Below are 11453 nucleotides of genomic sequence, written 5' to 3'. Positions count from 1 at the left end.
CCGTGGGCGGGTGACCTCCCGGCTCCTCGCGCGTCTCCTGACCGGGCCCGCCGGCTTCCTCGTCGCGGGCGCCGCCGATCTCGCCTCCGCGTGGGGCAGATGGGCGCTCGCGCGCGTGCGCGAGCGCGCCTGACGATCGGCTGGCCGGGCGATCGGCTGGCCGGGCGATCGGCTGGCCGGGCGATCGGCTGGCCGGGCGATCGGCTGGCCGGGCAGCGACGATCGGCGCGGTCCCGAGGGCAGCCGCGCGGCATCGCGCGCGCGTGCGCGTGCGCGCGCACGCGTTTGCGCGCGCGTTTGCCGAACGGCGTCAGGTACGACCCCCGGTTTTCATCTATTTTGGGAGCGTCGGCGAGCGATTCGGAGGTCGTATGAGCGTCATCGACGAGCTGCTCCGCAAGGCCCAGTCGCGCCCGCCCCAGCCGATCGAGGCGACCGGCTCGCGCACGCCGCACCTGCGCCTCGCGGTCGTCCTCTGCATGGATGCCGGCGTCGACCCGCTCGCGCTGCTCGGGATCGGGCCCGGGGACGCGCACGTGCTGCGCAACGCCGGCGGCGTCGTCACCGACGACACGATCCGCTCGCTGGCGATCTCGCAGCGCGTGCTCGGGACCGAGGAGGTGATGCTGATCCACCACACCGGGTGCGAGCTGGAGCTGCTCGACGAGGAGGAGTTCCGCGACGAGCTGCGGCGCGAGACGGGGCTGAAGCCGAGCTGGCCGGCGGAGGCGTTCGGCGGCGACGTCGACACCGACGTGCGCCAGTCGATCGCGCGCGTCGAGGCGAGCCCCTTCCTGCTGCACGTCGACCGCGTCCGCGGGTTCGTCCACGACTTGACGAGCGGGCGGCTGCGCGAGATCGGCTGAGACGGTTCCCGCTCGAAGGCGGCGGGCGGCGGCGCTATGCTCCGGCGGCCGCTTTGGCTGGCCAGCCAACCGACCGAGCGAAGAGGGGCGCGATGAGCACGACGACGATCGATCCGACCATCCCGGTCCCCGCCTATCCGCCGCGCGGCGCGCTGCCGCCGGGGCCGAAGCTGCCGCCGCTGCTGCAGATCGCCGCGGTCGCGCGCGACCCGATCGGCACCGCGCTGCGCGCCCACGAGCGCTTCGGCGAGCCGTTCACGATGCGCGTGCCCGGCTTCTCCCCCTCGCTCGTCTTCAGCTCGCCCGAGCTCGTCAAGCAGGTCGTCACCGGCAGACCGGACGTCTTCCTCGCCGGGCTCGCCAACCGCCCGCTGAAGCCGGTCCTCGGCCGCTGGTCGCTGCTGACGCTCGACCGCGCGCCGCACATGCGGCAGCGCAAGCTGCTGCTGCCGCCGTTCCACGGCGAGCGGCTGCGCGCCTACGGCGAGCTGATCGACGAGCTGGCCGAGCGCGAGGCGGCCGCCTGGCCGGTCGGCGAGACCTTCCGGCTCGACCGGCGGATGCAGGCGCTGACGCTGGAGGTGATCCTCGACGTCGTCTTCGGCATCAGCGACGCGGCGCGCAAGGACGAGATGCGGCGGCTGCTGCCGCGCTACATCGACGCCGCGCGCCACGTCGTCTTCTGGGGCTCGATCGCGACGGTCAACGTCGGCCCGATCCGCCTGCGCGAGCAGTTCGAGTCGCGCCGCGACGCCGTCGACCAGCTCCTCTACGCCGAGATCGCCGACCGCCGCGCGCTCGGCGACGACCAGCTGTCGCAGCGCTCCGACATCCTCTCGATGCTCGTCCAGGCGACCCACGAGGACGGCACGCCGATGGGCGACGGCGAGCTGCGCGACGAGCTGATGACGCTCGTCGCCGCCGGCCACGAGACGACCGCGACGGCGCTCACCTGGGCGGTCGACCTGCTGCTGCGCAACCCGGCTGTGCTCGCGCGGATGCGCGCGGCCCCCGACGACGACTACGTGCGCGCCGTCTGCCAGGAGGTCCTGCGGATCCGCCCGGTCGTGCCGTTCGTCGGGCGCGTCGTGACCGAGCCGGTGCGGATCGGCGACCACGACGTGCCCGCCGGAGCCGGCCTGCTGGCCTCGATCGCGCTCACCCACCACCGCGCCGACATCTACCCGGAGCCGACCCGCTTCCGGCCGGAGCGGTTCCTCGGCGACGCCGCGGTTCCCTCCTACGGCTGGCTGCCGTTCGGCGGCGGGGTGCGGCGGTGCATCGGCGCCAGCTTCGCCCAGTTCGAGCTGGAGACGATCCTGCGCGTGCTGGCCCGCTCGCCGCTGCGGCTTGCGTCGCGGCGCCCGGAGCCGATCCGCGCGACCGGCGTGACGCTCGTGCCGGGACGCGGCGTGAAGCTCGTGCGCGAGCGGGCGTGACGGCCGCGCGGTCGTGAGCTGTGTCGATCCGACCCCGTGGAGGGGTGCGGATCGACGCAGCTCGTGGCGGCGGGCCGGCGCGAGCGGCGAGGAAGCGGCAGACTTGCGGCTCTCATGCTGCTCCTGCTCCCGCCCTCCGAGGGGAAGGCCGCGCCGAGATCCGGCAGAGCGGTCGACCTCGACTCGCTCTCGTTCGCCGACGCGCTCGGCCCGCTGCGCGCGCAGCTCCTCGACGCGCTCGACCCGGCGCTCGCGACCGCGCCCGCGGCGCCGGCGTGGAAGGTCTACGACGGCGTCCTCTACGGTCGCCTCGACGTCGCCTCGCTCCCGGTCGCGGCGAGACGGCGGGCCGCCCGCGCGGTCCTGATCGCCAGCGGGCTGTGGGGGCTGCTCTCGCTCGCCGACCGCATCCCCCGCTACAAGCTGCCGATCGGCGACAGGGTCGACGGGATCGGCGGGCTCGCCGGCGCCTGGCGCCCGCTCGTCGCGGAGGCGCTGGCCGCGCGCGACAGGCCGCGCGAGCTGGTCGTCGACTGCCGCTCCGGCGGCTACGCCTCCGTCTGGAAGCCGCGGGCGGCGGCGCGGGTCGAGGTGCGCGCCTTCAGCGTCAAGCCCGACGGGTCGCGTCAGGTGATCTCGCACATGGCGAAGGCGACCCGCGGCGACGTCGCGCGCGAGCTGCTGCTCGCCAGCGCGGCGCCGCGGACGCCGGCCGACGCCGCCTCGATCGTCGCCGCCGCCGGGATGGAGGCCGAGCTGCGCGAGCCGGAGCGCCCCGGCGCCGCCTGGTCGCTCGACGTGCTCGAGCGCTGAGGCGAACGCGCCCGGCCGCCGCGTCTCGGCGCCCCCGCGCGACGGGCGGGTGGCGGTCGGTGGAGCGAGGAGTAGCGTCGGTCTCCCGACAGAAGGAGGAGCCCATGGCCACCACCGCGACCACCGTGGTCAAGCGCTTCGACGTCCCCGACGAGTCCCGCCCGTTCATGGCCCACGGCAGAGCGGACGCGCTCGACATGAACGGCCACATCGTCGGCTGCGGGAGCTTCGAGCCCGGCTGGCGCTGGTCCGACGACGTCAAGCCGATCGCCGGCACCGACAGCTGCCAGGTCTCCCATCTCGGCTATTGCCTCTCGGGCCAGATGCGGGTCCGGATGGACGACGGGAGAGAGATGACGATCCACCCCGGCGACGTCTTCGCGATCGCGCCCGGCCACGACGCCGAGGTGCTCGGCGACGAGACCTGCACGATGCTCGACTTCGGCGAGTTCGGGGACTACGCGAAGAGACATTGACGACGCGGCGGCCGGCCGGCGCGAGCCGGACGGCTGCCGGCGACGCCGCGGGCCGCCCTCCTACGGCCCCGTGACGCCGTGCTCGCGCAGGTACTCGAGGTAGAACGGGCGCAGCAGGTCGCCGACCTCGCCTCTGCCTGAGGTCGTCACGTCGTCGACGTGGGCGGTCAGCGAGTCGAGGTCGGCGTCGGCCTCGTCGATCTCCCCCGCCCCCGCCTCGGCGGCCGGCAGGTACTTCATCAGGCGCCAGAAGAAGGCGACGTCGAGATGGCGCCGCGCGCGCTTGACCGCGAGGTCATGCAGCTGCTCTGAACTGAGCGCGTCGAGCGAATCGCCACTCACGACCCGCAGCGTAGCGCGGGCGGTGCCGGTCCGGGCCCCGTTGCGGACGCGGACCGGCACAGTCGGTCAGCGCGCGAGCGACAGCGCCTCCTCGGCGCGGTCGGCGATCATGCCGGCGATCGCGAGCGCCGAGGTCGCCGCCGGCGACGGCGCGTTGCGGACGTGCAGCTCGCCCGGCGCGTCGGAGAAGACGAAGTCGTCGACCAGCCTGCCGTCGCGCGATACCGCCTGGGCGCGGACGCCGGCCTGGCCGGGCAGCAGATCCTCCGGTCGCAGCTGCGGGACGTATTGGGCGCAGGCGCGCGCGAAGGCCGCTCTGCTCGCGGCGAGGCGGATCTCGTCGAGGCCGCTGCGCCAGTATCTCGCCATCACCCGCCACGTCCCCGGCCAGCCGAGCGTGTCGGCGAGGTCGGCGCCGCGCAGGCGGCCGAGGCGGTAGGCGTCGCGGGCGCCGACCAGCAGCGCGCTCGGACCTGCCCACACCTCGCCGGAGACGTGCTTGGTGAGGTGGACGCCGAGGAACGGCAGCGACGGGTCCGGAACCGGGTAGATCAGGCCCTTGACGAGGCTGCGGGCCTGCGGCGCGAGCGTCATGTACTGGCCGCGGAAGGGGACGATCCGCGGGTCCGGGTCGGCGCCGGCGGCGCGCGCGAGGCGGTCGGCCCAGAGGCCGGCGCAGAAGACGACGCGTCTGGCCCCGATCCCGCCGCCGTCGGCGTCGCGCAGCACGACGCCGCCGCCGCTGCCGCGCTCGACGCCGGTCACCTCGCGCCCGAGCGCGAGCCGCCCGCCGGCCGCGACGACGTCGTCGGCGAGCCCGCGCGCCACCGCGGGGAAGTCGACGATCGCGGTGTTCGGCGAGTGGAGTGCGGCGACGCCCGCGGCATGCGGCTCGACCTCGCGCAGGCCGGCGGCGTCGAGCCGTCTGAGGCCCGGGACGCCGTTGGCGCGGCCGCGCCGCTCGAGCTCGTCGAGCCGGCCCAGCTCCGCGTCGGAGAGCGCGACGATCACCTTGCCGCAGCGGTCGAACGCGATCTCCTTGCGCTCGCAGTAGTCGAACAGGGCGGCGGCGCCCTCGACGCACAGCCGCGCCTTCAGCGAACCCGGCTGGTAGTAGATCCCGGCGTGGATCACGCCGCTGTTGTGGCCGGTCTGGTGCCGGCCGACCTGCTGCTCCTTGTCGACGACGACGAGCTTCAGCCGCGGATGGCGGTGCAGCAGCTCGCGCGCGACGGCGAGGCCGACGATGCCGGCGCCGACGACGACGAGGTCGTGGGCGCCGTGGAGGCCGGTCGTGTCCGTGGTGCTGGTGGTGTCGGTGGTGGCAGTCATGGCATGGCGCCGCCGGCGCCCGGGTTCGGGGAGGTCTGTCGCTTGTCGGCGGCGCGTGCCCGGTTCGGGCGCGCGGACGGTGGTGCACCGTCAAGCGATGCTACACAGCCGACGGGTCGTGCGGAAGCCGTGCGCGACCGGCGAGCTGCACGGAGACCGGCGGCGGCGTCAGCGCGGGCGCCTTGACCCGCCGCTGCTCGACGATCTCGAAGCCGGCCGCCGCGATCGCCGCACCGGTGTCGCGGGCGGTGTGGCAGCCGCCGAAGGCGCGCGGCCAGAAGAGCCGGTCGACGACGCGTTGGAGGCGGGCCGTCCGCGGCTTCTTCGCGAGCACGTGCTCGAAGAAGCGCAGCTCCCCGTCGGGCCGTCTCAGGACGCGCCGCATCTCCGCGAGCGCCTGCCCCTGGTCGGGCACCGAGCAGAGCACGAGGCAGGCGACGGCGGCGTCGCACGAGCCGTCCTCGAGCGGGAGCGCGTCGGCGACGCCCTCGACGACGGTCACCGGCACCGGCGCGCTCGCGGCCGCGGCGCGCGCCTCGTCGCGCAGGTACGGCTCGGGCTCGACGGCGACCACCTCGTCGACGGTCGTCGGGTAGTGCGCGAAGTTCGCGCCCGAACCGGCGCCGACCTCGACGACGCGGCCGCGCAGGCCGGCGAGCAGCGCGACCCGGTGGTCGCGCATCTCGGCCGGCTCGTTGCGCGCGAGCACGCGGGCGTAGAAGCGGGCGAAGAGCGGGTGGCTGACGGGCTGCGGCGGCTGGGTCGGCGTCTGGTCGGCCATCTGCCGAGTCTACGCCCGGTCGGCGCCCGCGGGCGACGGCGCCCGCGGCGGGCCGCGCTACGGTGAACTCCATGCCGACCCTGTGGACGATCGGGTACGAGCGGCTCGCGCCGGAGGCGCTCGTCGCGGAGCTGGAGGCGGCCGGCGTCGTGCGGGTCCTCGACGTGCGCGAGCGGCCGCAGTCGCGGCGGCCGGGGATGTCGAAGACGAAGCTCGGCGAGCGGCTCGCCGCGCACGGGATCGCCTACGAGCACCGCCGCTCGCTGGGGACGCCGCCGGAGATCCGGTCGTTCTACCGTCGCAGCGCCGTCCGCGAGGCCGCCCGCCGCTATCGCGCACACGCCGAGGCGAACGCCGCCGCCGAGCTCGACGCGCTCGCCGCCGAGCTGACGCGCGGCGGCCCGGCGACCGCGCTCCTCTGCCTCGAGGCCGAGCCGTCGGGCTGCCACCGCCGCGTGCTCGCCGAGCTGCTGCGCGAGCGCGTGCCGGGGCTGGAGGTCGTCGACCTCTGACGGCGCGCCCGGCGGCTACTCGGCCGGGAACCGCTCCAGCACCCACTCGGGGCCGAGCAGCGGGCGCAGGTAGGAGCGGCCGTGGACCTTCAGGTACTCGCCGGTGCGCGGGTCGAACGGGAGGTCGCGCTCGACCGGGTACCAGTCGTTGTGCTGGCGGATCAGCGCGTTCAGCTCGTCGAAGTCGCGCGCGTGAGCGACCGCCCGCCACGCCGCGGCGAACGCCTCGCGGTCGCCGTCGTGCTCGGCGCGCAGCGCCTGCCACGCCTCCTCCAGCTCGCCCAGCTCGCGCGCCGTACGGGCGTCGATCTCGGCGATCCGCTCCATCCAGCGCGGCGGGTTGCCGCCCTTCAGGTAGTTCTCGACGCTGCGCTGCGCCTGCCGGGCGCGCGAGGAGAGCGGTCTGCCGTGCTGGGTGTCGTCCGCGCTGCGGCGCAGGATCCGCTCGGCGGGGGTCAGTCGGCTGTCGGGCCTCTCGGACACGGCCCCTCACTGTAGGAGGTGCGCGCCCTCACACATCTCCGGCGCTTCGATACCTACCTTGATTGGTGTACCGACGCACCACTCGACCAGAAAGCAACATGCCTTCGTTCATCTCCGTCATCGGCCGGCTCTTCGAGAGCAACACCCGCCCGGAGCCGGTCCACTTCCACTCCGGCGGCGACGGTCGTGCGATCGTCTGCCACAACGCCGCGTGCGGCTCCCCGCGCCTCGACCTGCGCGACGCCCGCGCGCTGCGCCACGAGGACGGCGACCTGCGCTAGCGGGCGCCCTGCCCGCCCGCGGGCGGGCGCGACCGGCCGGCCCGCGAACGGACCGGCCGGCGCGACGGTCGCTCAGCGCTTCGGGAGCGTCGCGCGACCGTACGGCAGCAGGCGCACCGGGCCGATCAGTCCGTAGCTCTGCGGTCTGTTGCCGCCGAAGACGGTCGGGTCGGTGACGCGCAGGCGGTTGAGCAGCGTCGTCGCGACCTCGACCTCGATCGTGTTGCGGCCTGGCTTCAGCCGGTCGCCGAGGTCGACGACCGTGTCGACCTGGTCGAGCGGGCCGAGCGGCTTCCCGTTGACCCGCACGCGGAAGGTGTCGAACACCTCCCCCAGGTCGAGCTTCGCGCCGATCTCGCCCCGCCATTCCCTGCCGAGCGTGATTGTCGCCGTGTAGCGGCCGATGCCGGAGACCTCCTCGAGCCCGGGGATCGCCGTCCACGGCGCCAGCGCGGACAGCGGCACCTTGCGACGCGTTCTGCTCGTCTCGTAGGGCTTGCGCCCCGGCTGCCAGTCCTCGACCTCCAGCGACCACGACTCCAGCGCGATCGGCGCCGGCACCGGGCCGATCGCCGCGCGGACGGTGCGGCCGCCGGCGAGCGTCGTCGCGTAGCTGCCGGCCTGCGCGGAGCGGATCTCCAGGCGCCGGTCGGCGAAGCGGATCTCGTCGGCCTCGGTCGCGGTCGCGTGCGTCGCGGAGCCGAGCAGCTCCTGCCACCAGCCGCGCCGCGCGAGCGCGACGATCGTCGTCTGCCCGGGCTTCAGCCGCACGCGCATGCGGATGCGGCCACCGACCTCCTCCCACTCCGCGACGGGGGCGATCTCGCCGGTCCAGGCGTCGAGCAGGAACGGCGTGACGTCGCCGCGGCCGCTGGGCGCGAACGTCACGTCGTGGTCGACGAGCGTGCTCGCGTGGCCGTTGACGAGGTAGTACAGGTCGGCCCCGGGCAGCACGCGATGGTCGTGCAGCAGCGGCGATCTCTCCGCGTGCTCGACGTCGCGCGGGATGCCGAGCGACGCCAGCCCCTCCGGGATGTTCGGGCGGTCCGCGACGTTGCGGACGGTCGGCTGCGCCAGCAGCTCGTCGACCAGCGACTTCAGCTGCGCCAGCTGGCCCGAACGCGCCAGGCCGGGCGTGACCGGTCTGCTCCAGTCGCCGACGACGACGATCGGCAGGCCCGCCTGCGCGAACGACAGCAGCCGCTCGGCCGTGTCGAGCTGGAGCGCGGGCTCGCGACCGGCAAAAGCGTCGCCCTCGAAGACGAGCACCTTGTAGTTCGCGCCGTCGGGCGCCAGGCGGCCGCCGCGGACCCGCATCAGCGGCAGGTGCAGCGTGCGCGGGCTGAGGAAGTTGTGCGTCCAGCCGATCGGTCCGCCGTCGCTGGTGAACCAGGCGGCGCCGAAGCCGGAGCCGGCGTAGCCCTTCTGGCGCAGGAAGGCGACGTCGACCTGGTGGCGGCCGAGCTGCAGGATGTGCTGGACGCGGGCGAGGTAGGCCGAGATGTCGGGCACGTGGCCCCACGTCGGCTGGCGCGGGCCCCACGCCTCGCCGTAGCCGGGCCCGCCGTTGTAGGGGCTGAAGGCGGCGAAGCCGGGCCATCTGACGTTCGGCACGTCGCGGTAGGCGAAGCCGTGGAAGACCGCCTGGTTCATGCCGGCCGCGTACTGCGGCATCAGTCTCTTGAGCGTCACGTCCCAGGCGGTGCTGTAGGCGCCGCCGGCGAGGCCGCCGGCCTCGTTGGAGAGGACCAGTCTGCCGCCGGCGTCGCGGCCGCCGGCCAGCGAGCGGAAGTCGTCGAGGTTCTTGAAGCCGAGCGACTCGCCCTCGGGGACGTCGAGCAGCGCCGCCTTCGTCACCGCGTCGGTCTCGAGGCCGTAGGGCTGCATCCGCAGCCCCATGCCGAAGCCGCGCGCCCACCGCTGCAGCTTCAGCAGGTGGTTGTCGATGTACAGCTGCGAGAGCGTGTCGTTGTAGTCGGTGCGGATGCGGCCGTGGGTCGCGTCGTCGAAGTCGAAGACGTACTTCTCGTCCTGCTCGACGACGGCGGCCAGCACCGGCATCAGCTCATAGCCCTTGAAGGCGGCGAACTCCTGCGCCATCCGCGGCGTCCACAGCGTCGCGTCGGTCTCCATCTCGATCGAGTCCTCGAAGATGGTGCCGCCGACGTCGCGCAGCAGCCTGCGGACCTCGCGTGTCAGCAGCGTCCGCTCGCAGAAGTCGATCATCGTCTGCGTACCGGCGGCGCTGAAGTGGTCGATCACGTACGACTCGGGCTCGGTGTGCGGGCCGCCCTCCGGCTGCTGGCCCGAGCCGCGCTCCCAGTAGGAGATCAGCACCCACTGCGTGCCGGCGGCGGGGGCGGTGAAGGCGATGCGGCCGTCGCGGACCGTGTCGGTCAGGTCGACGAGGCTGTCGCGGACGATGCCGATCGGCCGTCTCGTCGTCTCTCTGCCGGCCATCACCTGGGCGGCCTCGACGCGCAGCAGCTGCTTGCGCGTGGCGGCGCCGTGGGGCGCGACGACCGGCTCGGGGACGGCGCCGTCGTAGGTCGTCCCCGCCGCGAGCGGCTGCAGGCCGTGCGCGACCTCCTTGACGGCGGCGTCGCTGTCGGGGGTGATCGTCGGCGTCGAGGCCGGCCAGCTCGGGCCGAGCGTCATGTCGACGATCACGCCGCGCTTGCGGGCCTGCTTCAGCGCGACCTCGACCGCGGCGACCCACGTCGGCGTCCCCCAGCCGGTCCCGGCCGGGTCGAGCGGCGTCTTGACGGAGTGGTGGACGTCGGCGATCTCGACGCCGCCGAAGCCGGCGTCGGCGATCTGGTCGATCTCGCGCGCGATCTCGGCGTGGTCGACCATGCCGTGCGGCCACCACCAGCGGAACCTCGGCTGGACCGCGCGGTCGGGCGCGGCGAAACGGCCGATGCCCGGGACGTTCCCACCGCCGCCGGCCCTGCCGCCCTGACCGAGGCCGTTGCCCTTGCCCTGCGCGGCGGCGCCCTCGGCGGAGGCGAGCGCTCCGGCTCCGGCGGCGACGGCGCCGAGCTGGAGCAGCCGTCGACGCGACAGCTCGCCGACGCTGGGCGTGCGGGGATCACTCATCCGTGTCTCTCCTCGTGAACGACCTCGCGGGGACGTACCCCGACCCCGCGATCTGAACGTGAGCGACTCTATGAACGCCCTTGATCGAAGTCAACCATGCACGATCCTTTTCGATCACAACCGCTCATGTTGGCGCGTGGGCGCGGGGTGTCGGGAGGCGGCGCGCGGGCTCGGGGCTCGGGCGCGGCGCCGGAGCGGAGCGCGGGCGGTGCGCGGGCGCGGGCGGCGCGCGGGCGGCGCGTGGGCGCGGTACAAGACCGGCGCACGGGCGCGGGCGGCGTGCGGCGCGGGCGGCGCGCGGGCGCGGGCTGCGCGCGGGCGGCGCGCGGGCGCGGGCGGCGCGCGGGCGCGGGCGGCGCGCGGGCGCGGGCGGCGCGGGCGCGGCGCGGCTCAGCGCTGGCCGGCGCCCATCAGCGAGCCGCCGAGCGAGCCGAGCAGGACTCCCTGCAGCTCGGCGGGCGTGACGGAGAGGCCGCGCTCGACCCACGCGAGGCAGGCGCCCTCCACCGTGCGCAGCCAGGCGTGGACGGCGAGCTGGACGGCCGCGCGGTCGCTGCCGCCGTCCGGTCCAAGGCCGTCGAGGATCCGCAGGGCGATCGCGCCGCGCGCCTCCGCGACCAGCTCGGCGACCTCGACGACCGCGAGGCTGCGCAGCAGCGCGGCCGCCTGCGCCTGGTTGGCGTCGACCCACTCGAGCAGTGAGAGCAGCCCGGCGGCGAGCTGGTCGGTCGGCGGCCGCGACGGATCGGGCCGCAGCGCCGCGCCCAGCTCGTCCGCCGTCTGCTGGAGCGCGGCGGCGAACAGCGCCTGCTTGCTCGGGAAGTAGTGGTAGAGCAGCGGCTTCGAGATCCCGGCCGCTCGCGCGAGCTGGGCCATCGACAGCCGCTCGTAACCGTGGACTGCGAACAGCGTGCGCGCCGTCGCGACCAGCACGCCGCGCCGCGCCTCCGCCGCCATCCGCCCGTCCGTGGACATTCCGGGACCCTACACGGCCGCGCGCGGGCGAGAGCGCCAACGCGACACTCCGGT

Annotated in this window: 13 protein-coding genes; 7 read left to right on the top strand and 6 right to left on the bottom strand. The window is 74.8% G+C overall.

What is annotated here, in order from left to right:
• Positions 1–10: 10 nt before the first annotated feature.
• The 5 genes from BDZ31_RS25585 (at position 11) to BDZ31_RS16845 (ending at position 3594) form a co-directional block, all read left to right on the top strand.
• The gene (locus tag BDZ31_RS25585) at positions 11–133 is read left to right on the top strand and encodes a hypothetical protein (RefSeq protein ID WP_281381746.1); all 123 of its coding nucleotides are present in this window, start codon (positions 11–13) and stop codon (positions 131–133) included.
• A 238-nt stretch (positions 134–371) separates the two neighbouring features.
• The gene (locus BDZ31_RS16860; protein ID WP_183343523.1) at positions 372–866 is read left to right on the top strand and encodes a beta-class carbonic anhydrase; all 495 of its coding nucleotides are present in this window, start codon (positions 372–374) and stop codon (positions 864–866) included.
• Positions 867–958: 92 nt separating this feature from the next.
• Positions 959–2305 (top strand): cytochrome P450, encoded by a 1347-nt coding sequence (locus BDZ31_RS16855; protein WP_183343522.1) that lies wholly within the window; start codon positions 959–961, stop codon positions 2303–2305.
• 114 nt (positions 2306–2419) lie between these two features.
• Positions 2420–3118 (top strand): peroxide stress protein YaaA, encoded by a 699-nt coding sequence (gene yaaA, locus BDZ31_RS16850; RefSeq protein WP_221243140.1) that lies wholly within the window; start codon positions 2420–2422, stop codon positions 3116–3118.
• Positions 3119–3222: 104 nt separating this feature from the next.
• Positions 3223–3594 (top strand): cupin domain-containing protein, encoded by a 372-nt coding sequence (locus BDZ31_RS16845; RefSeq protein ID WP_183343521.1) that lies wholly within the window; start codon positions 3223–3225, stop codon positions 3592–3594.
• A gap of 60 nt (positions 3595–3654) precedes the next feature.
• Here BDZ31_RS16845 and BDZ31_RS16840 read toward each other — a convergent pair whose 3' ends face one another.
• The 3 genes from BDZ31_RS16840 to BDZ31_RS16830 form a co-directional block, all read right to left on the bottom strand.
• Positions 3655–3936, bottom strand: a complete 282-nt coding sequence (locus tag BDZ31_RS16840) for a hypothetical protein (RefSeq protein ID WP_183343520.1) — start codon at positions 3934–3936, stop codon at positions 3655–3657.
• Positions 3937–4002: 66 nt separating this feature from the next.
• The gene (gene lhgO / locus BDZ31_RS16835) at positions 4003–5268 is read right to left on the bottom strand and encodes an L-2-hydroxyglutarate oxidase (protein ID WP_183343519.1); all 1266 of its coding nucleotides are present in this window, start codon (positions 5266–5268) and stop codon (positions 4003–4005) included.
• A 100-nt stretch (positions 5269–5368) separates the two neighbouring features.
• Positions 5369–6049, bottom strand: a complete 681-nt coding sequence (locus BDZ31_RS16830; RefSeq protein WP_183343518.1) for a class I SAM-dependent methyltransferase — start codon at positions 6047–6049, stop codon at positions 5369–5371.
• Positions 6050–6120: 71 nt separating this feature from the next.
• Between BDZ31_RS16830 and BDZ31_RS16825 the strand changes: the two genes are divergently transcribed.
• The gene (locus BDZ31_RS16825; protein WP_183343517.1) at positions 6121–6561 is read left to right on the top strand and encodes a DUF488 domain-containing protein; all 441 of its coding nucleotides are present in this window, start codon (positions 6121–6123) and stop codon (positions 6559–6561) included.
• 15 nt (positions 6562–6576) lie between these two features.
• Here the strand turns inward: BDZ31_RS16825 and BDZ31_RS16820 are convergent, their stop codons facing one another.
• Complete coding sequence (locus BDZ31_RS16820) at positions 6577–7044, bottom strand: hypothetical protein (RefSeq protein WP_183343516.1); 468 nt, start codon at positions 7042–7044, stop codon at positions 6577–6579.
• Positions 7045–7142: 98 nt separating this feature from the next.
• Between BDZ31_RS16820 and BDZ31_RS16815 the strand changes: the two genes are divergently transcribed.
• On the top strand, positions 7143–7325 hold the full coding sequence (locus BDZ31_RS16815) for a hypothetical protein (protein WP_183343515.1): 183 nt from the start codon (positions 7143–7145) through the stop codon (positions 7323–7325).
• A 72-nt stretch (positions 7326–7397) separates the two neighbouring features.
• Here the strand turns inward: BDZ31_RS16815 and BDZ31_RS16810 are convergent, their stop codons facing one another.
• Together BDZ31_RS16810 and BDZ31_RS16805 are read right to left on the bottom strand one after the other, a co-directional pair.
• Positions 7398–10424 carry a glycosyl hydrolase gene (locus BDZ31_RS16810; protein WP_183343514.1) on the bottom strand — a complete coding sequence of 1009 codons (3027 nt, stop codon included), beginning with the start codon at positions 10422–10424 and terminating at the stop codon, positions 7398–7400.
• Positions 10425–10814: 390 nt separating this feature from the next.
• Positions 10815–11399 carry a TetR/AcrR family transcriptional regulator gene (locus BDZ31_RS16805; protein WP_183343513.1) on the bottom strand — a complete coding sequence of 195 codons (585 nt, stop codon included), beginning with the start codon at positions 11397–11399 and terminating at the stop codon, positions 10815–10817.
• Positions 11400–11453 lie beyond the last annotated feature (54 nt).

Origin of the sequence: Conexibacter arvalis, from assembly GCF_014199525.1 — a bacterium.
Classification (GTDB): Bacteria; Actinomycetota; Thermoleophilia; order Solirubrobacterales; family Solirubrobacteraceae; genus Conexibacter; species Conexibacter arvalis.
Note: the sequence above shows the minus strand (reverse complement) of the source record. Positions and strands in the feature narration are given on the sequence as shown.